19 protein-coding genes and 1 tRNA gene are annotated in these 23,168 nt (G+C 48.9%); 14 read left to right on the top strand and 6 right to left on the bottom strand.

Annotated features, from left to right (window positions below; genetic code table 11):
• The 6 genes from HMPREF9441_RS02600 to HMPREF9441_RS02570 all read left to right on the top strand — a co-directional run.
• Nucleotides 1-611 (top strand): tetratricopeptide repeat protein (locus HMPREF9441_RS02600; protein WP_008617650.1); only part of this gene is annotated, 611 nt, incomplete at its 5' end.
• Nucleotides 612-678: 67 nt separating this feature from the next.
• Nucleotides 679-2,514, top strand: a complete 1,836-nt coding sequence (locus HMPREF9441_RS02595; RefSeq protein WP_008617649.1) for an Mfa1 family fimbria major subunit — start codon at nucleotides 679-681, stop codon at nucleotides 2,512-2,514.
• A 306-nt stretch (nucleotides 2,515-2,820) separates the two neighbouring features.
• Nucleotides 2,821-3,918: a FimB/Mfa2 family fimbrial subunit gene (locus HMPREF9441_RS02585; protein WP_244949583.1), complete on the top strand. Its 1,098-nt coding sequence runs from the start codon at nucleotides 2,821-2,823 to the stop codon at nucleotides 3,916-3,918.
• Nucleotides 3,919-3,966: 48 nt separating this feature from the next.
• Nucleotides 3,967-5,478 carry an Mfa1 family fimbria major subunit gene (locus HMPREF9441_RS02580; protein ID WP_008617646.1) on the top strand — a complete coding sequence of 504 codons (1,512 nt, stop codon included), beginning with the start codon at nucleotides 3,967-3,969 and terminating at the stop codon, nucleotides 5,476-5,478.
• 15 nt (nucleotides 5,479-5,493) lie between these two features.
• The gene (locus HMPREF9441_RS02575) at nucleotides 5,494-6,930 is read left to right on the top strand and encodes a hypothetical protein (protein WP_008617645.1); all 1,437 of its coding nucleotides are present in this window, start codon (nucleotides 5,494-5,496) and stop codon (nucleotides 6,928-6,930) included.
• Nucleotides 6,931-6,949: 19 nt separating this feature from the next.
• Entirely contained in the window at nucleotides 6,950-12,736 is a 5,787-nt protein-coding gene (locus tag HMPREF9441_RS02570; RefSeq protein ID WP_008617644.1) for a hypothetical protein, read from the top strand.
• A 114-nt stretch (nucleotides 12,737-12,850) separates the two neighbouring features.
• Here the strand turns inward: HMPREF9441_RS02570 and asnA are convergent, their stop codons facing one another.
• Entirely contained in the window at nucleotides 12,851-13,891 is a 1,041-nt protein-coding gene (gene asnA / locus HMPREF9441_RS02565; protein ID WP_008617643.1) for an aspartate--ammonia ligase, read from the bottom strand.
• Between the two features lie 178 nt (nucleotides 13,892-14,069).
• Here asnA and HMPREF9441_RS02560 point away from each other — a divergent pair.
• Both HMPREF9441_RS02560 and HMPREF9441_RS02555 read left to right on the top strand, forming a co-directional pair.
• Nucleotides 14,070-14,143: transfer RNA gene (locus HMPREF9441_RS02560), tRNA-Arg, on the top strand.
• Nucleotides 14,144-14,472: 329 nt separating this feature from the next.
• Nucleotides 14,473-15,507 (top strand): phage integrase SAM-like domain-containing protein, encoded by a 1,035-nt coding sequence (locus HMPREF9441_RS02555; RefSeq protein WP_244949582.1) that lies wholly within the window; start codon nucleotides 14,473-14,475, stop codon nucleotides 15,505-15,507.
• Between the two features lie 39 nt (nucleotides 15,508-15,546).
• On the opposite strand, the gene HMPREF9441_RS02550 is transcribed toward HMPREF9441_RS02555, so the two are convergent.
• From HMPREF9441_RS02550 to HMPREF9441_RS02530, 5 genes are all read right to left on the bottom strand, one after another.
• A complete protein-coding gene (locus HMPREF9441_RS02550; protein WP_008617634.1) occupies nucleotides 15,547-16,116 on the bottom strand; it encodes an ORF6N domain-containing protein in 570 nt (189 codons plus the stop codon).
• 102 nt (nucleotides 16,117-16,218) lie between these two features.
• Entirely contained in the window at nucleotides 16,219-16,521 is a 303-nt protein-coding gene (locus tag HMPREF9441_RS02545; RefSeq protein ID WP_008617625.1) for a helix-turn-helix domain-containing protein, read from the bottom strand.
• Complete coding sequence (locus HMPREF9441_RS02540; RefSeq protein WP_008617619.1) at nucleotides 16,505-16,840, bottom strand: type II toxin-antitoxin system RelE/ParE family toxin; 336 nt, start codon at nucleotides 16,838-16,840, stop codon at nucleotides 16,505-16,507. The genes HMPREF9441_RS02545 and HMPREF9441_RS02540 overlap by 17 nt, the downstream gene beginning before the upstream one ends.
• Nucleotides 16,841-16,943: 103 nt before the next feature.
• The gene (locus HMPREF9441_RS02535; RefSeq protein ID WP_008617618.1) at nucleotides 16,944-18,341 is read right to left on the bottom strand and encodes a DUF4041 domain-containing protein; all 1,398 of its coding nucleotides are present in this window, start codon (nucleotides 18,339-18,341) and stop codon (nucleotides 16,944-16,946) included.
• 1 nt (nucleotide 18,342) lies between these two features.
• The gene (locus tag HMPREF9441_RS02530) at nucleotides 18,343-18,633 is read right to left on the bottom strand and encodes a helix-turn-helix domain-containing protein (RefSeq protein WP_008617617.1); all 291 of its coding nucleotides are present in this window, start codon (nucleotides 18,631-18,633) and stop codon (nucleotides 18,343-18,345) included.
• A 192-nt stretch (nucleotides 18,634-18,825) separates the two neighbouring features.
• Here HMPREF9441_RS02530 and HMPREF9441_RS02525 point away from each other — a divergent pair, with 192 nt between their 5' ends.
• From HMPREF9441_RS02525 to HMPREF9441_RS02500, 6 genes are all read left to right on the top strand, one after another.
• The gene (locus tag HMPREF9441_RS02525; RefSeq protein ID WP_008617616.1) at nucleotides 18,826-19,158 is read left to right on the top strand and encodes an SH3 beta-barrel fold-containing protein; all 333 of its coding nucleotides are present in this window, start codon (nucleotides 18,826-18,828) and stop codon (nucleotides 19,156-19,158) included.
• 223 nt (nucleotides 19,159-19,381) lie between these two features.
• Nucleotides 19,382-20,482, top strand: coding sequence for a DUF4417 domain-containing protein (locus tag HMPREF9441_RS02520; RefSeq protein ID WP_008617614.1), 1,101 nt, complete (start codon nucleotides 19,382-19,384; stop codon nucleotides 20,480-20,482).
• On the top strand, nucleotides 20,475-20,813 hold the full coding sequence (locus HMPREF9441_RS02515) for a hypothetical protein (RefSeq protein WP_008617613.1): 339 nt from the start codon (nucleotides 20,475-20,477) through the stop codon (nucleotides 20,811-20,813). The genes HMPREF9441_RS02520 and HMPREF9441_RS02515 overlap by 8 nt, the downstream gene beginning before the upstream one ends.
• Nucleotides 20,813-21,328 (top strand): hypothetical protein, encoded by a 516-nt coding sequence (locus HMPREF9441_RS02510; protein ID WP_008617611.1) that lies wholly within the window; start codon nucleotides 20,813-20,815, stop codon nucleotides 21,326-21,328. Before HMPREF9441_RS02515 ends, HMPREF9441_RS02510 begins: the two co-directional genes overlap by 1 nt.
• Nucleotides 21,329-21,512: 184 nt before the next feature.
• The gene (locus HMPREF9441_RS02505; RefSeq protein WP_008617601.1) at nucleotides 21,513-21,974 is read left to right on the top strand and encodes a hypothetical protein; all 462 of its coding nucleotides are present in this window, start codon (nucleotides 21,513-21,515) and stop codon (nucleotides 21,972-21,974) included.
• Nucleotides 21,928-23,163 (top strand): PBSX family phage terminase large subunit, encoded by a 1,236-nt coding sequence (locus HMPREF9441_RS02500; RefSeq protein ID WP_008617600.1) that lies wholly within the window; start codon nucleotides 21,928-21,930, stop codon nucleotides 23,161-23,163. The genes HMPREF9441_RS02505 and HMPREF9441_RS02500 overlap by 47 nt, the downstream gene beginning before the upstream one ends.
• Nucleotides 23,164-23,168: the final 5 nt, after the last annotated feature.

Below are 23,168 nucleotides of genomic sequence, written 5' to 3'. Positions count from 1 at the left end.
TGTTCAAGGTGGAGTACACTCCCGAGGATTGGGATGGCTTGCGGCGTTACGTGAAAGACAGCAACCTGGGGCACAAGCAGGAAATCCTGGAATGGATAGACCGCGACATGGATCCCGACGCCAAGGAATGGGCCATCAAGTCGAGATATCCCGATGACTACCGGATGATGTTGCAGGCCTGGTATCCGGCTTTGCGCCATTCCGACTATGTCGTGACCTACCATGTACGCCCCTTCTCAGTGGAAGAGGCCAAGGCCCTGCTTTACACCAAGCCGCAGCAGCTTTCGTTGGAAGAGATGTTTCTGGTGGCGCAGACCTACGAGCCTGGCAGTAAGGAGTTCAACGAAGTGTTCGAAATTGCCGTGCGCATGTTCCCGGACGACCCGACGGCCAATCTTAATGTGGCCTGTGCGATGATAGAGTCGGGGCAGTACGACCGTGCGGAAGCCTATCTGGCCAAAGCCGGCAACTTGCCCGAAGCAGTGCATGCCCGTGGAGTGATGGCTGCCAGGCAAGGGCGTGAGGACGAAGCGCGCCGCCTGTTCGGGCAGGCGGGCCAGGCCGGAGTGAAGGAGGCGACGGAGAACCTGAGGCTGATGGATATGGAGTGAAACGTATGCGTTAGATAATATAAAAAAGAGAGTATTAAACATTTTATTAACCAAAACAGATTTAAAAATGAAACTTAAGTATTTGTTTTCAATGGCTATGGCCGGATTCCTATTCGGCGCATGCTCCAGCGACGACGTGGTCGTGGGCGACGGTGGCCAAGATGGTGCGGTGGCGGTACAGCCCGGCGAAGAGGGATTCCTCAGCATGTCTATCAACTTGCCGACAACTGTGGGCGTGAAGCGTGCAGCGGGCTACGACGACGGTACGCCGGATGAGTACCAGGTGAACAGTGCCAAATTGTTGGTGTTCTCCGGTGAGTCTGAGGCTGCTGCAACGTTGCACCAGGTGTATGACTTGGATGTCAGTGCCTTCACGAAAAACGACGAGACCCAGATTACTTCTTCTGCCAACATCGTGCAGGATATTCTGGTGCCTCCTACGGTAGGACAGCAAGCCCCCACTTTTTATGCCATGGTCGTGCTGAACGACAACGGGCTGTTGCCCAGTGAGGGCGATGCGTCCGGCACGGAATTCCACCAGAAGACTTTCAAGGAAGTCAGTGAGTTGGCTAAGGATTTGGACGAAAACACTCTGCGGACTCACGGCGGCAATCCCAGCTTCTTCATGAGCAATGCGCCCATGTACAGTGTGGCCGGGGGTACTACGCGTCCGGCCGATAACGGCAAGGTGACCACTTTGGCCGAAATCGACCAAACTAAGATTTTCCAGACCGAACTGGAAGCGCGCCAGAACCCTGCTGTCACGGTGTATGTGGAGCGTGCCCTTGCCAAAGTGACGGTAAAGGCCGATAATGACAAGCTGAGCGCCGATGCCAATGAGAACCTTGTCGGTTATACGGTTAGCGGGTGGACGCTTGACAACACGAACAAGTCCACTTACCTGGTACGCAATGTGGCACCTGAAAACTTGGCTACGGCACAACCGGCATGGTGGCAGTACAACAATACGAGGGCAGATTACTATCGCTTCGTGGACGTTGCAGCCGTAGAGACGGGTGTCTCATTTTATCGTACCCATTTCGGCATCGACCCCAACTATGCCGTGGATAATGTTTATGCTACGGGAAGTTTGTTGAACAAGGTGGCTAAGACCATTCCGGCGGGCGACCTGACCCCGGCCGGCGAAACTCCCCGCTACTGTCTGGAGAATACTTTCGACGTGAAACACATGACGGAACAGAACACTACCCGCGTGATCGTGGCAGCCACATTGGAAATCGACGGAGCTGAGGGCAATGGCGACTTTTATTTGCTGAACAAGAACACCGCCACGATTTACCAAAAGGCAGGCGTGGAGAACGAAGTGAAACGTTTGTGGATGAATTATTTCCAGACTATCATTTCTACGTATGTCAAGAACGGAACGTTTACGGAGGATAATGTGACCGTGACCCTGAGCAACGCAACGGGTGCCGCACAGGCCAACGGAGGCTATACGACGGTGACGGGCATTGTAATGAATGATAATAACGTGGCAGACCTTGAATACCAAGACGGCAAAAACCTTGCTGACATAAACGCCGCAGCCGCAGCATATCTGCCTACGTTGAACGAGATGCTGACCATCTCCTATTACAAGGGCGGTGTGGCTTACTATCCGGTGCTGATCCAGCATTTCGGAGACACTGAAACGCCTTGGACTATGCCTACTGGCGGAGTTATGGAGTCTTATCCCGACCCGAATGCCGCCAACAATTGGCTGGGACGCTACGGCGTGCTCCGCAATACGTGGTATACCGTCAACGTGACGGGTCTGAAAAACATCGGTTTCTGCGAAGTGCCTGACGCAGGTGTGCGCTATGACGACCCGTTGAACCAATACATCGCAGTGGAAATCCATATTTTGCCTTGGGCGACACGCTCTCAGGATGTGGACCTATAAAAGCGTCTTGCAGAAGATGAATGAATAAAGTGAAATAGGGGGAGGCTGCATGGTCTCCGGGCTTTCCGGCCTCCCCTTTTTGGGAATGGGAAAGGAAGTGTGCCCTTGGGGCGCGGACCCTCCGCAGGGAGGGAGACGGGACGTTCCGCCGGTCTCGGAACCAGTCGGGCGGGAGCATAGAAACGGCAAGGATTTGCCCAACGGAAGAGGAACCCATGAGGTGGAGCCGCGTGTGTGGCAAAGCCCACTATATATAAAAAAGGAAAGAGAACGAAGGAAAGAATGTTGAACGAAAAACAAGGATATATGAGGGATAAGATGAAAAAATGGTTTGCGGCGTGGTGCGGCCTGACGGCGGCGTGCGCCATGACGACCTCCTGTTCGATGATGCAGGACGACTTGGACGATTGCCCCACAGGGCTGTACCTCTCCTTTAAGTATGACTACAACCTGCAGCGGGCCGATATGTTCAACGACCATGTGGGTGCCGTCACGGTGTATGTCTTCGACGAGGAAGGGCGGTATGTGACGAAACAGGAAGAAGCCAACGTGCCGGGGCATGCCCCCCTTTCTTCCCCGTTGTACACGATGCGCATGAACCTCGCCCCGGGCAAGTACAAGTTTTTGGTATTGGCCGGGCAGAAGGATTATGAGGCTCAACTGGCCGGGGGAGGTGCACGTTTTGTGCGCCGTGAGCCAGGTGCGGGCGACGCGATGGAAGGAGCGTTGGACGTGACGCTGGACCGCGTGGCGGGCGCGTCGGGATGGGAGGTGGCGCATGGCGGCCTGCCTCTGGACACTTTGTGGCACGGCATGGAGCTTTCCGCTGCGGAGGTCTTCGAGGGAAAGCCCACCTACGACACCATCTCCTTGGTGCGCGACACAAAACACATCAACGTCAGCCTGCGCGAGATAGATGACCCCACGCAGATGGACGTGGCCAACTATGATTTTCGCATCATCGACCGCAATGCCCGTATTCTTTGGGACAACTCCCTGGACGAGGCCGAGCAGGTGGCCTACACGCCCTACGCGGCGTGGAACACGGACGACCGGGTACCGGCAACCGACGCCGAAGGAAACGACTTGGGTCAGCCCGGGCACATCGCCCACGTGGAGTTCATGACCTCGCGCATCCTCTACCACGAGGATGCGGCGGACGACGGCATCTTGTCGGTGACGAACCGCGAGACGGGGGTGGAGGTCATCCGCGTGAACCTGCCCGACATGCTGTGCCGCCTGCGCAAGTATGCGGACATCTACCGCTATTCGCCGCAGGAATTCCTCGACCGGGGGTATGACTACCAGATGGACTTCTTCCTGAAAGGGGGGGAACTGGCTTACGTGAACATCGGCATCAGCGTGTTGAACTGGAGCGTGAGGGTGCAGTTCGAGGAACTTTGACGGCGGCGGAAAAACGCACTTTTAAGAACATAAAAGGATGGTTTGGAAATGAAGAAAGCATATCATATCATGGGAGGGTTGCTGTGCGGTGCATGTCTCGGCCTTGCTGCCTCGTGTGGGCAGATGGAGGACGAGGCGTGGGGCAACGGCCGGTGTGACGCGATGGAAAACGCGGAGGTGCGAGAGGGGACGATGTTCCTCGACGTGAGGCTTTCCGTGGGCGACGGCGGACCGTCGAAACGGGGCAACCCGGCCGGAGGAGAGGACGGTGACGGGCGCGAACCGGGCAACGACGACGAAAACACGGTGACGGGGCTTACGGTATTCTTGTTCCCCAACGAGGCGGATCTGAACTCGGAGACGGGACGTGCCCAGCCGGTGTTGGCGGCTTACTATTTCGATGGCAGCGACTTGTCGCGGGTCGGTACGGGTGTAAACGTTTCATACGCGACGAAAAACCCATTGGACGTGTCCGACTTGAATTTGGATCAATGTAAAGTGCTGGCCGTGGTGAACGCGGATTATTCGGGAAACTTCGAGAACGGCACGTGGACGACCTTGGCCGACTTGCGCGACTGGCAGACCGGGAACGACTTATGGCGGGAGGCCGCAGACCCGCAGAATATCCGGAAGACGAATTTCCTGATGTCTTCCACGGAACTGGTCACGGTGACCGACATCCGGAACAGTACGGAGGCCAGTCCGGCCAAGGCTGTGGTATATGTGGAGCGGTTGGCTGCCCGGGTGGACTACCGGACGGGGCGAGATGTGTTCGACGTGGTGGATGGCGGGCAAAATACCGTGGGCGAGGTGGAGATTACAGGTGCCGCCCTTGTCAACCGGTTGGACGGTGATGTGAACCTGCTCAAGCATGTGTCTGACGACTATACGGAGGAGGTGGCCGATGCTGCAATCGGACGGGAAAAGGCCGCAGACGGAGGCCGTGCCACCAACTGGGTGGTGGACGCCTATGAGACGGCAGACAAGAAGTTCGGGGACTTCCTGCCCAAACTGACGGAGGATGCCGGATGGGAGGACTTGTTCTCTAAGGGACTACCCATGACGGCAAGCAACGGGACGGAATGGAACTGTCTTGGCTACGTCCGGGAGAATACGAACCGGATACAGGGGGCGGACGAGTTGCGCCGCTATGCCACGGGCGTGGTGTTCCGGGCGCAATACAATGTGAAGGCGGACGGATTTACCGAAGGTGGCGACATCTTCAAGTATGGGAACGGCCTCTACGCCACGTTGGAGGCCGCCGGCGAAGCCGCCGGTGTGCCGGAAAGCGTGACCGTGGAGGACTGCGCCGGGTACGGCATCACGTATTACCCGAAAGGTGTGTGCTATTATACTTATTGGATCAAGCATGCCGATGACGGAGATGACACAGCGTTCGGTACGATGGAATACGCCATCGTGCGCAACAACCTTTACCAACTGACTGTCACGTCGGTAAGCGGCATAGGTGACCCGCAGCCCGGTGACAGTGAATTGACGATAGAAGTGGCCGTGAGGAATTGGCAGGCGATGGACGAAGAGAATGTGGATTTACAATAAAGAAAGGAAAAAGATATGACGAAGAAGGTGCGCTATATGTATGAGGCGGTGTTGACCGTATGCCTTTCTATGCCGATAGGCTGCGTGCAGGAAAGCGGCACGGAGTATCCCGGGTCGGAAACGGACGGGGCGGCTACGGCCGTGGTGACCTTACAGGTAGGGGCTGCGGGTAATGTGCAGACCCGGGCTTACGGGGGTGACGGTGCGGCCATCGCCGGGGAATTCATGAACACCTTGGAGCTTTTCATCGTGGACGGCCAAGGCGTGGTGGAGAAAGTCATCCGCGCCACGGACGATGCGAATTTTGTGCCGGAGGACAACGGGCGGGGCGGTTGCGAGACGGACTATTCCACCACCGTGACACTCCGCACGGGGGCCAAGACCATCTATGCCTTTGCCAATCTGGACGGCCATGCGGATGTTGAGGGGAAAAATTTGGGGGAGGTGTTAGGCGGCATCAAGGAAGGAAGCCTTTGGGCGGATGCCGGGATAAACGACGGTACGGCCGTGGCTGACCCCGCTTCGAAAATAAATTTGGCGGACGTTTTTATCCCCATGGCAGCGCGGCGCGAAGTGAGCATACCTGTGAGCGACGGGACGGTGCGCCTCGAATTGGTGCGCCTCGTCGGGAAGGTGCGTCCCCGGTTGACGAACGACAAAGGAGGGGACGTGCGTGTGACTTCGCTCTCCATCGGGGACTTTGCCGACCGCGTGGCCTTGTTTGAGGGCGGGAGTGCGGGCACGGTGTCGTTCGACAGGACGCGCCTTTTCACACTCGACCGCACAGTGGGGGCTGCTCCCATGGATTTGTACGGCACGGGGGACGACGGACAGGCTGTGCTCTCGTCCGGAGGAAAGGGGATGCCGGAAATTTATGTGAACGAAACAGACGGCAGTACCCCGTTCCGGATTACGTTGACGATAGACGGTGACGAGATGGCGGGGAAGACTGTGGCCACAGCCGTGCCGCGCAACCATTACCTGCCTTTGGCCTTGAACCTGTCCGATTTCCGTTTGGCGGTGACGGCCTACGTGGCTCCCATCGGCGGTTACCCGGTGGCGGTGATGACGGAGCCTTCGCTGACGGACCATTACGAAGTGGACGTGCCGGAAGGTTGCCATTTCGAGGTGGAAGGCACGTTCGGGCGCACGGAGACCGCAGACATGCCGGTCACATCGTGGGCGTGGACCGTGCCGCAGGCATCTGCCGGCCTTGTGGCGGTAGAGAATGAAACGGCCATCCCTCTGGTGGGTTGGCTGACGGCTTTGCCCGGCAAACAAGCCACGTTGGAGTTCAGCGTCGCCACGCCCCACGTCAAGAAAGGGACACTGACGCTGACCACCGTGCCGTTGGGCGACATGGACGGCTACGGGCTTGTGAACCGGCGCAGTTTGCCGGGGTGGACAGAGAATGCACAAAAATACGAAAGGGTAAACCTGAGCTATAATTAAATAAGGAGGAGATTCGGTTATGAAAGAACTTCGGATTTTATATAAGGTCATCGTGGGGATTGTGGGAACAGCTTGGCTTGCCGTGCAACCGGCAGCCGGTCAGGTTAATGGGAATAGATATAATACCAATTATTCAGACCGTACCATCCAGCATAAGGCGACCGGCACGACCAAGAATAAATGGTTCCAAACGCGTGAGGCCACAGGAATGTCCGCTTCGGCCAAGGCCATGGATACGTTCAACGACGAGGTATGGTCTTTCAACGTTTACGGGCACGACGTACAGGCCGCCCATACCTTTACTGACACGTTGTATGTACACAAGGGGAGTTCGGTGACGTTGAACCTGCCTACAGTCTCGAGCTCGGGAAAACAAAACAGTGCGCAGAAATACCAACGATGGTACAACTTGGTGACGGACGGGCTTTTTCGTACGGGGAATACAGGGGACAGGCAAGTCCAGGATTTGCTTACCCCGTCGAGCGGAACGGTTTACCGCCTTGCAAACGGTTACGTGGGCGGACATGGTTTGTTGGGATCAAGCAGCATTATGTATAATGCGAATTTTTATTATCCGACGAACCAAGAGTTTGGGGGATGGAATGTTGAGAACGGCGAGTATGGTAACGCGATGTATGTCGTGGCATGCGACCTTTCCGGCTATATGGATTTTACCAATACCTTTAAGGAAGGACAATCAGGGGGGCTGAGTTTTATGCCCAACAGGGGAAATCCCATAGAACCGACGTTGTCCTTGCGTGCCGTGTATGTGATAGTGGGGGTGGACGACGTGGATGCGGAAAAGGACTTTCCCGACAACCCGGATTTCTGGACCAAAGGGCACGGGAGGCTGTTGAGCACGGAATACCAGGAAGGCAACGCCACCGGAAAGAAGTTTCTGGAAGAATATGACATCACTTTCCCTTGCGACCATATTTCCAACCACACGGACGAGGTGGTGACCTTGAGCAAAAGTGCGATGGGATATGGATTGCCGGGCATGTCAGGCAGTTCTGATGGGAACCTCTCTGTGCGACTGGCCGACAATGGGGCAGGGTTGAGTCTCCAAACGACAAGCTTGTCCGATGAAGACCGGGTTATCAAATTCAGGAAGCAAGGCGTGCGCGGAAATACCCCTTGGAGCGTGACGGACGGAAGCAAGGCCACCATCGTGGTGACGAAGATCGTGGACCGTACGACGTACAATATCGCCAAGTTCAACCTCACCTTCCGCAAGGACACGCGGTTGTTGACGCAGCACCAGTTGGAGCGGATTGACACGCGCGACGGGAATGTGGCAACACAGACTTGGTACATGCCCACACGCACACCCCGTTATTTAAGGGAAAACTACCAGTTGCTGACCTCGCGTACGTTCGATTACGACCCGGCGGTGGCTGCTGATTATGGGTCGGATATGTATTATCCTTATCCCTTGGAATGGGGCTACAGTTCCTATGCGTTCTTCGACGGGTCTCTCAAAACTGATTTTGACGGGTCTACAAGTAATAATTCTAATTATGGAAACCAACCTTTTGTGGAATGGGGTAGTTATGCCATTACCAATTCGTATGTGGGGTATAATGATATGGTTAATTTAAAAGGAACCTCTCCGGATCCCTATTTGGGTGGTCGTGGGGAAGAAGGCGACAAATCGGAATATTTCCTTTATGTGGATGCGGCCGATTTGCCAGGTTCTATTGTCACGCTGCCTTTCGCGGTAAACCTTTGCCGGGGATCAGAGTTGTTTGTCAGTGCATGGGTAAAAGGAGCCGGAGCAGCAGATGCAAATAACGCAGTTATCGAGGATGCGGCCATGCTTTTTACCATCAACGGCATCGATGCGGACGGGAACAAGACTCCGCTGTACAAGCAGTCCACGGGGCAAATCCGTACCACGACGTATATGACGACGGCAAGTTCTACAGAATATACGAGGGATAACGGCTATGGGACGGGCACGAACGACTGGTATCAGATTTTCTTCTCGTTTATCAACGATGATGAAAAGAACGCGGGTTTCGTGTCATACGAGTTGCAGGTGGACAACAACTGTGCCAGTACGGACGGCGGTGACTTCTACCTGGACGACATCGAGGTGTTTATCGCCCAACCTACGGCAGAGGTGGAACAGTTGGAATACACCTGCGTCAACGACCGCACGCCCTTGAACATCACGTTGGACTGGAACCAACTTTGCGAACGCCTCGGCATCGATGAAAGTTTGACGCATGGCAATGCGGCTGAAGGCATAGATTTCTGTTTCATCGACACTGTGAAGTATGCCCGGTTGTTGGCCGATGCCGGAACCCGGCAAGACAGTATCGAAGCACTGAAGGACGCGATAGTAAACGTGGGGGCGGCTGATGACGAATCGGAAGGTTACGACGAACCTATAGTTTCCTTGTTCTTTTACCTCGATTGGGAAAAAAATGACCCGTATCCGAAACATCAGGTCGGGGCTGACGGTCGTAAAATATATAACATCGCATACAAGCATAAAAAGGACGACGGAAATTTCTATTTCTATGCCACGGGAACAGAGGCGGAAAGTAACCGCAAGTTGTCTGTCGACTTTTACTCCGACCTTTCACCCAACCGTCCGTACCTGATGCTGATTATCGACCGCGACCTACAAAAGGGACAGGCCACGGCGGAGGATTTCTACGATATGATGGACGACCCTTGCGGCATCAAGACACTGTTCTACGTGACCTCCCAAACCATGGTGAAGGTGAATGGCGAGGTGCTCGACCCGCAGACCGATTTCTGCGAGGGGCAGGTGTTCAGCTTCGGGGCACAAATCCGCGTGCCGACCGGTTTCAATGACGAAGGGGAACAGCAGTTTGTCGTGTTGAACGAAGGCGTGTATTTCGACTGGTTCTTCGGAACGGAGGATGAATTCACGACAGGCAACATGGAGTATGGCAATGTGTCTTTATTTAATGCGTTGCAGTGTTTCCGCGAGCATTATCCCGATGCGGAGACCTTGGATGGCGTGGTGCCTCAACAAGCGGATGAGGATAAGCCGGAACTGACGCAGGATCATATCGACCTCATCCGCCATTACCTGACCGTGGAAGGCGATGCGGGCGGCATGAACCATCCGCTCGTCTTGCACCGCGAGAACTTGGACATCCGGATATTGGAGACGGGCTTGCAGTTGGTGGTGTATCCCATACATAAGGATTTCCCTCCTGCGGAAGCAGGCATTACCGATGAACAATGGACAAGGGTTTGTACGAGCTACGTACCTTTGGAATTGCATGCCAACGGGAAGGCCCCGACGCTGTATGCCGGTTTTAACCATATCATGGACTATCCGGCCGGTTACAACCCGGCCTTGCGTATCGGGTTGGACCAGATAAAGCGGGTGAAATGCGACGGAGGGCAGAGTACGAACACGCTGCGGATAGACCTGCGCGATGCTTCCTACGTGAGCGACGGCGTGGATCGGTTGGGCCTGATAGACTATAATCCGGGTACGGACGAGGTGGATTATACGCAGGTGTATCTCGTAGACACGGATGACCCACAGTATGAACGTTACTTTGCCAACACCACGCCTGAAAACTTTAACGAATTCATGCTACCTATCGGGAAGTTGTCGGCTCTCGTAGGCGAAGAGTATGAGGTAGGGGGAGGCTTTGACAACCATGCCGACCTTGGGTTCTTCTTGGATGAACAGCAACTGGCGGACGGGACTACGTTCACCTTTGCTCCACGTGAAGGGTACTATTATACTTTTATCGTGCATTTCGAGGAAAAGACCGGTGGTGGAGAGGCCACGACCAGTTGTTGGGGTTCGTTCCCGGTGACAATGAAGGTAGTGCCCGAATATCTCGTGTGGGACGACAAGCAGGCCGGGGAAAATGGAGTGGCCACGGGCAACTGGCACGAAGACGGCAACTGGCGGCGCGCAAGCAAGGGTGACTTGCACAAAGCGCAGACTGACAATACTTACGAGGAATATGCGGACGGAGACGGACGGGCGTTCACGCCGATGTTGTTTTCCAAGATCGTCATGCCGAGAGGATCGAAAGTGGAACTGTATGCAGCGGGTTTGTCGCCTTCGGGCAGCGGACAGGCATGGGTGACGCAGCGTCCGCAGCATATCGGTGCACCGACAGACAACATCCAATATGACCTGATGGCTTACGACCATAAGGCAGATGGCAGTCAATTGGAGACCGAGCCGTTCCGTGTGAGCATGGCGGACGAGATCCATTTCGAGCCGGAGGCTGAGATGTTGCATGCCGAATACCTTTATTATAATAAGGCTTACACGGACGTGGAACTGGAGGGCGGACAGTGGTACACTTTGGCTTCGCCCTTGCAGGAAGTGGTGGCCGGGGATTTCTATACGAAACGGAGCGGGCGAGAGGATGCCGGATACTTTACGGGAATTTCGTTCGACGGCTCGGAGAACGACCGTTTCTCCCCGTCGTTCTACCAACGGGCGTGGAAGGATGATGCGGAGACGGTTCCGCTGCAAACGCGGCAAGACGGCGTGAAAAATGTGGCTGTGGCCGGAAACTGGAGTGCGCTTTACAACGACGTGGACGAGCGTTATCCTTCGGGGTGGGGCTTCTCGTTGAAAGTGCAGGACCTTGCGGACGAGGCCGGAGGCAAAGTGTTGGTGCGTTTGCCTAAGGAGGATGACTCTTATCGGTACTACAGCCAGGACGGCGCGGCATCTGGACATACGACCGGAATAAGAAGGAACGAGTCCGCTGTGGGTAAACTGAAGTCGGATAGTTTGTTCGTGAGGAAACTTACACCGGATTATGGTTGGGGGAGTATTGTGGATGGGGCACTCGAAGTAGGGCTTGGGACTTCTGCCGCAGGTGGTTATTACTTGGTGGGCAACCCGTTCATGTCGCATTTGGACGTGGCCGAGTTCCTGACGGTCAACAGCGATGTCTTGGAACGGAAATATTGGTATGTGGAGAACGGAGTGCAGGATGCGGCCGTGGCCGCTGCGCAGGGCGATCAAGGATGGATTTCTGTGGCGGAAGGTGCATCGGGTCCTGCCCTTGTGCCTCCCATGCGTTCTTTCTTTGTGAAGAAAGCGGAGAACGCCGCAGGCCGTACGGTGAAATTCACGGCGGGCATGCAGGCCTTTGCGCCGGAAGCAGCCGGAGGAAATGTCAATGCCAACCTGTTGCGCTTGACGGCCACGACGGAAGACGGGCGCGAGAGCCATGCCGTGGTGGCCTATGCGGATGGATCCTCCGAGAGCTATGTTTCAGGTGAGGATGCCGAACTCTTCCTCGACTCCAACTTGGGCGATGTGCCTTTCGTCTACACTGTGGGCGGCACGCAGGCCCTGAGTGTCAACGTGACCCCGGCCACGAAACGGATTCCGTTGGGCGTGTACGGTGCGGAGGACGAGGCGGTGGCCTTGCGCTTCGAGGGTACTGACGTTTGTAACGGGGCAGAACTTTACGACGCGCAGACGCAGGCGCGGACGGCACTTTATGACGGTATGGAAATCACGGTGCGCACCAACGAGGACGGGCGTTATTACATCGTGCCTGCGGGGACGGGGCTTGAAAAGGAAAAAGAAGCCGGTGATGAGTTTGCGGTCTATTCCGTGCGTTCCGGTGAAGTGGTTGTGGCTTCGTCTGTGGGCAGTCTGGCTTCGGTGAAGGTCTATACGGTCGGTGGTGTGCTGATGGCAGAGGAAACATGTGCGGAAGGCACAACCATGTGCAGGCTGGTCGTGAAAGGAAATGAGAATTATGTGGTGCAAGTGACGAATGTCCACGGAAAGAAAGCCGACGTGAAACTCCACGTGAAATAACATGAATATGTTTAAGGGGAAAGTGTGTTTTTTCCCCATATAAGTAAAAGCCTCCCTACGTTATAAAATGTGGGAGGCTTTTTGGGCTGTATAACCATGCGATGACAATGTGGGTCAAATCAGTATCATGCCGGCTTCCTTGCATTCCCGGCGCATTTCTTCAGGCCAGATGCTCGATTGGGTTTCGCCTACATGTGCTTTGTGGAGCAGCACCATACACAGGCGGCTTTGCCCGATGCCGCCACCGATGGATTGGGGCAGAGTTCCATCGAGCAGCCGACGGTGGAAATAAAGGTTCTTACGGTCTTCTTTTCCGCTCAGTTGCAGTTGTCGGAGTAAAGCCTCTTGGTCTACGCGGATGCCCATAGAGGAAAGTTCGATGGCGCGGCCCAATATGGGATACCAGATGAGCAGGTCTCCGTTCAGTCCGGCCAAGCCGGTACGTTCGTCAGTAGTGGAGTAATCGTCGTAATCCGGAGCACGTAAGTCATGCTCTTTTCCGTCGCCCAGCTTCCCGCCGATGCCGATAATGAATACGGCACCGTACTCCCGGCAGATGGCATCCTCACGTTCTTTCGGGGTGAGGTTGGGATAACGCTGGCGAAGTTCCTCGGCATGTATGAAATGTATGTCCTCCGGCAGGAATGCTTTCAATTGTGGGTAGGTCTCGCAAATAAAGAATTCCGTGCGTAGGATGGCATTGTAAATGCGGTTGACGATTTTTTTCAGGTATTCCGTGTTGCGGCTGTGGGACGGCATGACACGTTCCCAATCCCACTGGTCTACGTAAAGCGAATGCAGGTTGTCCATTTCTTCGTCCGCACGGATGGCGTTCATGTCGGTGATGATGCCGTATCCTGGTTCCACATTATACTCAGCCAGTGTGACCCGTTTCCATTTGGCTAGCGAGTGAACCACCTCCGCTTGTGCCTCGTTCATGTCTTTGATGGGGAAAGTGACAGGACGTTCCACTCCGTTCAGGTCATCGTTCATTCCTAACCCTTTGAGTACGAATAGGGGAGCAGTCACCCTGCGTAAACGCAGTTCGGTGGATATGCTACTCAGGAAGAAGTCTTTTATTTTCTTAATGGCAATTTCTGTCTGCTGCAAATCCAACAGCGCATGATAGTTTTCCGGTTTGATTAAATGACTCATTGCTTTATGACGTTAATTGATTTCTTTCAGAATGTTCTGCAAAGATAGCGTATTTTTGTTAACGTGGAAGCGGATAAAGTGTTTTTTGTGTCTATATGATAATTTTTATTCTGCGGATTAATTTTTTGAAATAGTTTGGTGCGTCTTTGTTTTTTTCTTAATTTTGCATCGTTTTTAAGGCTCCGTAGCTTAGCTGTATAGAGCGTCAGATTCCGGTTCTGAAGGTCGAGGGTTAGAATCCCTCCGGGGTCACGGTAGAAAAGAGGATTTTCAGTAATGAATTTCCTCTTTTTCGCTGTATATAAAGGAATTGCACAGATGGAGACGAAAATATGTCATGAAGAACCTTATTACAAGTAGACTTTAAGACTTACAAGTAACCTGAATTTGTTTACCCATTGTTTATCCTAAAAGTTATGGCTACATTTAAAGCAACAATAAAGAAAGACAAGCAACGTTCTGATAAAACATGGAATGTGCTTATCAGATTCACGCATGAACGTAAGGTGAGATATATCTCTACAACGATGTACGTCACAAAGAAAGACCTGACCGCGTCTTTTAAAATCAAAAACCAGCAAGTGATAGATAAATGCGAGGATTTGATTCGGGTTTATCGGGACAAGGTTAACAAACTGAATCTTGAAATCAACTCCATGGACATTGATTCACTCATAGATTACCTGAAATCAAAAGATGATAAAAGCGGCATAGATTTTATCGCCTTCTCAAGGAAATGGTGCGCTTCCCATACTGAAATAAAGGGAATAAGGAATTACTTTACAGCCCTAAATTCGCTTTGCACGTTTTTTGGAAGAGAATCTATACTTTGCAGTGAGATAACCGTCCAAAAGTTGAAAGAGTACGAGGAATATCTTTCAGACAAGAAGCGTGCACAATCCTTATATCCATCTGCCATTGTCCGGCTTTTTATGGAGGCAAGGAACTATTTTAACGACGAGGATAATAACATTATCCGTATAAAACAAAACCTGTCAAAGTATAAGCCTAAGCAGCAAAATGTAGCCGAAAAGAGGGCGTTGACTGTGGATGAAATTAGAAATGTATTCAATATTCCTTATACCGGAATCAAAGTGAGGGGGATGGGCAATAGAAGGGATTTGGCGAAGGATTGCTTCATGCTTTCTTTTTGCCTGATGGGCATGAACTCTGCCGACCTGTATAATGCCGCAGAATATGACGGAGAATATATCACTTACTATCGTACCAAGACAAAAGACCGGAGAAATGATAATGCAAAAATGGTTGTCAAGGTACACCCTATAATAAAGCCTTTGATAGAGAAATATCGTGGTAAGAAACGTGTGTTTAACTTCTATGAGAGGTTTTCTTCAATGGGTGACTTGAACCGCTCCATAAACATAGGACTTAAAGAAATTGGAAGAGAATTGGGAATAGACAACCTCCAATTCTATTCCGCGAGGCATTCCATGGCCACAATCGCAATTAATAAAGTAGGAATAAACAAATATATTGTCAACGACATGCTTTGTCATGTGGATTCGTCAATGAGGATAACCGACCTGTATATACAAAAGGATTTCGCTCCCGTCAATGATGCTAATTTTAAGCTAATTGAATATATGTTTGGATAAGATGCTTAAAGCCGGAGGAATATTCTCCGGCTTTTTTCGTTATTTGTTTTTGATAAATCCTATCGGGTTACGTGGCTTCTCTTGCAGTCGCTTTTGTGCCTGAAGCTCGGCGAGCGTCTGGTTTATGAGTTCCAGTTGCATACGGGTGTCCTCGTTGATGTCGTTTTGGTCGGCAAAGACTTCCTCAATATAACCTTTCAACTCTTTAATTTCTTGTTGAAGATCTGAGAGTTCATTTACAGGAGGATTTGCTATCATCTGCCGTATGGAAACAAATGCACGCATGATTCCCCTATTAATCTCTATTGCAGTCTTTGAATTGAGAACACTACTGAGCATCGCCACTCCTAATTCAGTAAATGCAAAAGGTAAGTATTTGATATTACTTCCTCTTCCTTTGTTCAAGGTGCCAATTTGGCATCTTGAAAGTTCTTCACGAGTAACTTCAAACATAAAATCCTCTCCCTCAAAACGTTCTATATTGCGTCTTACGGAACGCTTTAGTTGAGAGGTTTCCGTGCCATACATTTCCGCGAGGTCAAAGTCAAGCATTACTTTCTGCCCTCTGATTTCATATATTTTGCTTTGGATGAGTTGTAGTTGGTTCATGGGTTATTCTCATTTTTCTATTTTGATTTTCTTTTCGCAATGAGGGCAATGTATAATCCCCTCTTTGGGGTTGTCAAAGAGTTCTGTTAAATACATGTTTTCTCACATGACAGGTTTGACTATCTCAACTTTCAATCCAAGTGCATCAATAATACGGAAAAACAATCCAACTCCCGGTTCGATTACTCCTTTCTCAATTCTTGATATATAGGTTTTATTAGTTCCCACTTTTTCCGCCAATTCTGATTGTGTCATTTTTTCTTGTTTCCGTGCATCACTAATCATTTGACCGACACAGTAGGCGCATGCTTCACGGTGAAACTCGTCCCTTTTCGGTGTACCAATCTTTCCGTATTTTTCATCCAGTATGGCATCAAAACTACCAATGTCATTTCTTTCCTTCATAATATTCCTTTTTAAGTTCTAATGCTTTCTTTATTTCGTTATCAGGTGTTTTTTGCGTTTTCTTCTGGAAGCCATTAAACAGCATCACGATGTTCCCTTCGTCAAAGATGAAAAACGCTCGATAAATGCACCCGTTATATGATGCTCTGATTTCATAAAGACCGTCACGTATAGACTTCACGAATTTTTCACTTACCCGTTCTTGTATTTTAAGCATACCCAAAACGTAGTCAAGTTTTTTTTGCGCTCCACTATCTAATGAGCGATAGAATGAAATGAAATATTCTCTATAAAACAATATTTTTCTTTCTTCTTTCATGGTACAAATATAGTAAAAGTTTACATATATAACAACTTTATTCGGACTTTTCTTTGATTTTTCCCACAAATTCCTCTAAATTCGCTATTGTAGTGGTGAAATATCATAAGTTGCTTGTTTTTAAATTATTGTTAATTAGATTAATTATTTTCTGAGATTCGCGATATTGTTCTGCTTGGGGATGTTTTACAAATTCAACCGTTTTGTCGTAATTGGCTTTTACTACTTCCTCAATTTCTTCAAGAGTGACATTGAAAAATTCCCTTCGTCCATTTATCATATTGACTTTTTTATTCTCGAAAGCATGATGCAAAGCGGTTTCCAAGGATGGTGCATCATCTGAAAATATCATAGCATGGACATCAAATTTGAATGGAACGGAAGCATCGCCTAATTCATCTACACGTTCCATTGGGTCAAGGCGGCGCGTCATTCCTATTTTATATATATTTTCTCCAAAAGAACCGATATTTGATATGATATATACATATCCTGCCCTCTTGTTAGCCTCTCGATAATCTATATCTTTTATAGCTATATCTAAATCTGAAAGGTGCCTTTCAATTTCTTCTTTCTTTTCTAATAGAACTTCTTTCTCCAATTCGCTACAAAATTCGATTTGTTTATTGAGTTTTACGAGTGCATTAGTATAGTGTTTTTGTTCTTTTTCAATATCTTTCCTTGTTTCCTCTATCTCTCTTTGCAATCGAGCTTCTTCTCGCATTTGTTCACGAATCCTACGCTGTTCTTCCTTTTCTTCTTGCTTTTTTACTGCATATTCATAGGCTAATTGTAATTCTTGTACTTTCAATTCGAGATATTCATAAGAGATAGAAACAGCATTTTTTGTGTTCATTCTATTTAACGCTTCATAGGATTTCCGTATTTTCTCTATGAACGCTGCGATATTATTAAATTTTACTTTACTTATGAGCATGTCACACTCATCATTAAAACAGCGTAATATCTGTTTTATATTCTGATTAGTCATAACCCGGCCTTGTGCCTCGCTACCATTTACAGTCCACACCTCAGAACATGTAGCTGCGGTTTTGTATAAAATCATATTTTTTTGTTCTGTCCGTATAGCGTCAAGTCTATCTTTATACATTTCAGAACTTGCAAAATCATAAATGGGAGAATACATACCAAATTCCTGTAATAGGATTGTTTCATCTAATTCTACAATTTGCGACTTCTTTTGCTCAATTTCTTCGGAAAGAGAGATTATTTTGTCTTTCAAAGAATCTATTTCATTTATATATTGCTGTTTATCTTGTTCAAATTTCGTATTTTGTTCTTGAATAAAGGATAGTGTTCTTTCTTTTTCCCTTTCTATATCAGCTATCTTTTCATATTGAGAGAGTTCTGAACATCGTGATTGGAGATTTGTAATTTCGGAAAAAAGTTTTTCCTCTTTCTCTTTTGCAGATTCAATATCTTTTTTCAGAAGTGCTATTTCTGTAAGTTCTTTATGCTTTAGAAAATCTAATAATCCCATATTATTTTAGTTTTAACAGTTTCTCCAAATCTTCAAAAGAGTGAACCTCATAAAGAGTCCCTTTCACTTTTACATAGCCGTTTACTTCGGAATCAGGAGTATTTCTCACAAATAGTTCCGCAATATCTACTTCTAAGGCATTTGCAATACGTTCTAAGGATTGTAATTGTGGATAATCACCTCTCAATGTCTTGTTAAGGCTAATATCAGATATGCCCATTTTATCAGCCAAATCTTTTTGAGTAAGACCCTTAGACTGGCAGAGTTCTTTTATTCTTGCTCTAAAGTCCATAATACTACTTAGTTTTATTTTGCGAATATAGGTATTTATACTATATAATACAAAGGAAAGTGAAAAATAAATCCATATAGTTTTACATTTAACATAAATTAGCTATATAATTATTGCTTAATTAAACTATATAGTATTACTTTGTAGTGTCAAACAAAACGAAGTAGTATAATTAATAAAACATAAAGAACTATGGCAATAGAAAATAGAAATCAGTTAAGCGAAATCATGAATTTGGCTTGGCAAATGGTAAAAAGAAACGGCTACACGATGAGTGAAGCATTAAAAGTAGCATGGACTAATATCAAACTTCTTGCATTGCTTCAAAAGAAGATAGTAGAGTTCTATTTCAAAAAAACAGACGGCACGTTACGCCAAGCGTTCGGCACTCTCAAAGAGGGGCTAATCGGTGAGGTAAAAGGCACAGGCAGAAATCTAAATGACAATTTGCAAGTTTATTGGGACACTGAAAAAGAAGAATACAGGTGTTTCAAGAAATGCAATCTGGTTAGGTTCTCGAAATAAAGGCCACAATGACAAGACAATAATAGCGAGTTGGGGCTTCGGCCAACGTTTCTTGCAATGATGCCCCCACCGTCAAATGGGCGGTGGGGTTTGGATGAATGATCGTGCAAATACAAGTATTTTACAACAACGCAGGGATTGTCACAAATAAGATTTTAATTTATTCCGTTGTGATTTATAGTATTATTACCTTTGAGAATACCATTTTCTCAAAGGTATTTTTATGCAAAGAGCCAAGATAGACATACAGAAAGTTTTACCCAATGAAGGACAGATAGAAGGACTTCCGAGAAATCCCCGTCTCATCAAAGACGAGAAGTTCCGGAAGTTATGCCGTTCTATCCAGTCGCTTCCTGAAATGACAGAGGCGAGGGATATTCTTGTCTATCCGTATCAAGACAATTACGTTGTGATTGGCGGCAATATGCGGTTGCAGGCCTATAAGCATTTGAACTGGCGAGAAGTCCCTTGTTGCATATTGCCTGAAAACATACCGGTGGAAAAGCTCCGGCAGATGCTTATCCAGGACAACAATCCTTTCGGAGAAACAGACTGGGACGCTTTGGCTAATGAATGGGATAGCATAGAGTTGGATGAATGGGGCTTTGACGTGTGGCAAGAACCGAAAGAGGAAAAGGCCAAGGCTAAATCCCCAAAAGAAACATCCGAAGAAAAGCAAGAACAGCCGGACTTCTTTGCTGCCATGTTAGGCGACCGCATATATGACAGTAACAATGAGTTTGACATACCGAACTTGCTCCTTGACCGCCAGCCTACAAGCGGCTTGTTGCTGCCTTTTGCCGGATGGGGAGCGGACACGAGGGCGAAGAAGGGCATATCCACTTATCATTTCTATGTGGAGGATTACCGCTTCACCAACATTTGGAATAATCCCGTATCGGTATTGGATAGCGGATGTACCGAATTGGTAGAACCTAACCTGTCTTTGTTCGACACTACACCAATAGCCTACGGATTACAACAAATCTATATGAAGCGTTGGATTGCCCGTTTTTGGCAGGAGTGCGGCGCAAAGGTGTACGCCGATCTGAACGTGGCACAGAAGTTCTACAAGTACAACCGTTTGGGCATTCCCGACGGTTACAATGCTTTCGCCACACGTGGTTATGCCGACAGACAGGAATATTTGAAAATGGAGATACAAATCGCCCGTGAAATATCCGGCAGGGATAACCCCAATATGATAGTTTACGGCGGCGGTGAGAAGATAAAGGAACTGTGTACACAGAATAATGTGCTTTATGTGGAACAGTTTATGGCTAATAGGACTAAACAAATCAAGAAAGAAGGCAAAAATGGCTAAAACAAGTGGAGGAGTAAGAGGTAAAAGCTCATCAAGAAGTAGTGGAGGCAATTATCAGGCTTCCGTTGCAGTGGAAAACCGTCATGGAGAAACAAGATGGTTGCAAAAGAACTTCCGTACACAAAAGCAAGCTGAACAATGGATTGACAGAGTGGCTTCCCGTTTCGACAGCCCGGCTAAATCCGGATTTGCAACCACAGCGGCTATTGATAAAGATACGAAACGTGGTACCCAATATGATATTTACAATCGTGACTTGGCTCGTGAGTTTGAAGCAAAGGATAAACGAGAGTTCAGAGCTGGGCGTGGTGGATATACTGGTAGAAGATAATGGCAAAGACTTCGGGCGGTGTGCGTACATATCGACAAGGCAGCTCCACTTACCGCAAAAGACAGGCGGAAGTTGAAACCATGCGTGCCAGCGGCAAGTATTCCAGCGTGGAGATGGGCAAAGGTGGTGGCTACGTAGCTATCGAGAAAAGCACAGCACGCCACAAACCCGAAGAACTGGAAGCCGCCCGAATCCTTGCAGACAAAGGGTATAAAGTGACGCTGAAAAATGAAAGCGGAGAAATGAAAACTCCAGATGGATATTTGTTTAAGGCTTCATTTGAGCAGCGTACACCACAAGGGAACAATGCCCAGAACTTCAAAAAAGCATTAGGACATGCCGCTGAAAAGAATGCTGATGTCTTGGTTGCTTATATGAAAAAAGGAAGTGGTCATACACGCAAAAGCATTGAGGATGGGATTAAGAAGTTTGAAACAAAGAATAACAAGCGATTTAAACAAATTATTATTGTAACAGAAGATGGGAAAATACACCGCCATAAGCACAATACATAAAAAAGGCAAGAGCATTTTAATGTCCTTGCCTTTGCATAGAGCATGTGGGTTGGCTATGCTGTGCGAACTTCAGTACATCCCAAACAAGATGCGTTCCCCGGGTGGTTGCCCACATCCGCTCCCGAACCTACGCCATTGCAAAGATAGTGATTATTGTCGAGAAAACAAGTTATAAACAAGTTGAATGAACAAAGATATAGGTAAATACGGAAACAAGTTCACCAGCACCAACCAGCCTCCCAACCGTGGCAGGAAGCCCAAACTGTACACCATCGCCAAGAAAGCCTACGGGCTATCTTACGAGGAGTACAAAGAAATGCGCATGTACCTGATGCAACTTTCTAAAAAGGAACTGGAGGAGCTTGCAAAGGATGAAAATACTCCTATGTGGGTTGTTATTCTTTGCCGTACCTATATAAAGGGGGCGGCTAAAGGAGATTCGCGTTCACTGGAAGAAACAAAGGCGGATTTGTGGAGCAAGGACATTGCGGCTACCAAGATTGACGTAACTACCAACGGCAAGGACATTGGGCAACAGATTGTTTTCTCGCCCACACCTTTGTCGGAGAAAGATATTCAGGAAATAAAGGATATTCAGAATGGCAACAAAGAAGATAGCAACGACACCGGTATATCAGAAACTTGATGCCGCTTACCGTTCGGGCAGGTACAATGTGTTTGTCCTTGAAGGCGGTTCTCGTTCAAGCAAGACCTATTCCATTATCCAATTTTGGATAAGGTATGCTTACGAGCACCAAGACCGGGTAAGACGTGTTATCGTCTCTCGTCTGAAAGCCACATGGATAACGGCTACCGTATTGAAGGACTTTCTTGATGTGCTGAAAGATTACGGTTTGTATGATAAGCGTAACCATAACAAGTCAGTGGGTGCGGGTGTATATACTCTCTATACTACTGAATTTTGGTTCTTGGGACTGGATGATGAACAACGCATACATGGCATGAAGTCGGATGCTTTCTGGATTAACGAGGCGGTAGAATCCAGCTTCGATGATTACGCCCAACTGATGCAGCGTTGCTCCGGCTTTGCTGTCCTCGATTATAACCCGTCATACGATGAGCATTGGATTTACGACAAGATATGCAAGCGTGAGAAAACACGGTATATGCACTCTACCATGCTTGACAACCCTTTGATTCCCGACAATGCCAAGGAGCAGATTCTAAGCTATGAGCCTACGGAGTATAACATTCAGCATGGCACGGCGGACAAGCGCAAATGGCAGATATACGGACTTGGTAAGCGTGCAAGTCTTGAAGGGCTTATCTATGAAAATTGGGGATATTGCAAGGAAATACCGTCAGGACTTTCAAAACGTGGTTACGGCATGGACTTAGGTTTCACGTTAGACCCTACGGGGATTGTGGAGTGTGCTTTTGACGTACAAACGAATACGCTGTACTTACGTGAACTGTGTTATCGCACGCACATGGAGGCGGCAGACATCATCAAATTCTACAAGAGGAAACAGCCGATGCGTGTCATGTCAGAAAGTGCCGATCCGCGTCTTGTGAGCGAGATACATAACGCTGGGATAAGGATTTACCCTGTCGTCAAAGGGCAAGGCAGCGTGGAAGCCTCTATTTCTGTGATGCACGGTTACAGGATTATGATCACAGAAGACAGCGTAAACCTGATAAAGGAGATAAAGAACTACACATGGATGTTTGATGATAAAATAAAGAAGTTCATCAACAAGCCTGCTGACGGACAGGCTGATCACTTGCTTGATGCGGCAAGGTATTGGGTAATGGGTGAACTTATGGGACGAATTAAGCAGCCACGAGACAATTCAGGAATATTCGCACACTAAAAATA

It is taken from the genome of Paraprevotella clara YIT 11840 (assembly GCF_000233955.1).
Taxonomy (GTDB): Bacteria; Bacteroidota; Bacteroidia; order Bacteroidales; family Bacteroidaceae; genus Paraprevotella; species Paraprevotella clara.
This window is presented reverse-complemented; position numbering and strand designations above follow the sequence as displayed.

Excerpts from the sequence above, each read along its gene's own strand:
- HMPREF9441_RS02580 (WP_008617646.1), top strand. The coding sequence starts at position 3,967 with ATGAAGAAAGCATATCATATCATGGGAGGGTTGCTGTGCGGTGCATGT.
- HMPREF9441_RS02505 (WP_008617601.1), top strand. The coding sequence starts at position 21,513 with ATGAACAAAGATATAGGTAAATACGGAAACAAGTTCACCAGCACCAAC.
- HMPREF9441_RS02500 (WP_008617600.1), top strand. The coding sequence starts at position 21,928 with ATGGCAACAAAGAAGATAGCAACGACACCGGTATATCAGAAACTTGAT.
- HMPREF9441_RS02545 (WP_008617625.1), bottom strand. The coding sequence starts at position 16,521 with ATGAAGGAAAGAAATGACATTGGTAGTTTTGATGCCATACTGGATGAA.
- HMPREF9441_RS02525 (WP_008617616.1), top strand. The coding sequence starts at position 18,826 with ATGGCAATAGAAAATAGAAATCAGTTAAGCGAAATCATGAATTTGGCT.
- HMPREF9441_RS02585 (WP_244949583.1), top strand. The coding sequence starts at position 2,821 with ATGAGGGATAAGATGAAAAAATGGTTTGCGGCGTGGTGCGGCCTGACG.
- HMPREF9441_RS02570 (WP_008617644.1), top strand. The coding sequence starts at position 6,950 with ATGAAAGAACTTCGGATTTTATATAAGGTCATCGTGGGGATTGTGGGA.
- HMPREF9441_RS02575 (WP_008617645.1), top strand. The coding sequence starts at position 5,494 with ATGACGAAGAAGGTGCGCTATATGTATGAGGCGGTGTTGACCGTATGC.
- HMPREF9441_RS02540 (WP_008617619.1), bottom strand. The coding sequence starts at position 16,840 with ATGAAAGAAGAAAGAAAAATATTGTTTTATAGAGAATATTTCATTTCA.
- asnA (WP_008617643.1), bottom strand. The coding sequence starts at position 13,891 with ATGAGTCATTTAATCAAACCGGAAAACTATCATGCGCTGTTGGATTTG.
- HMPREF9441_RS02520 (WP_008617614.1), top strand. The coding sequence starts at position 19,382 with ATGCAAAGAGCCAAGATAGACATACAGAAAGTTTTACCCAATGAAGGA.
- HMPREF9441_RS02550 (WP_008617634.1), bottom strand. The coding sequence starts at position 16,116 with ATGAACCAACTACAACTCATCCAAAGCAAAATATATGAAATCAGAGGG.
- HMPREF9441_RS02515 (WP_008617613.1), top strand. The coding sequence starts at position 20,475 with ATGGCTAAAACAAGTGGAGGAGTAAGAGGTAAAAGCTCATCAAGAAGT.
- HMPREF9441_RS02535 (WP_008617618.1), bottom strand. The coding sequence starts at position 18,341 with ATGGGATTATTAGATTTTCTAAAGCATAAAGAACTTACAGAAATAGCA.
- HMPREF9441_RS02595 (WP_008617649.1), top strand. The coding sequence starts at position 679 with ATGAAACTTAAGTATTTGTTTTCAATGGCTATGGCCGGATTCCTATTC.
- HMPREF9441_RS02530 (WP_008617617.1), bottom strand. The coding sequence starts at position 18,633 with ATGGACTTTAGAGCAAGAATAAAAGAACTCTGCCAGTCTAAGGGTCTT.
- HMPREF9441_RS02510 (WP_008617611.1), top strand. The coding sequence starts at position 20,813 with ATGGCAAAGACTTCGGGCGGTGTGCGTACATATCGACAAGGCAGCTCC.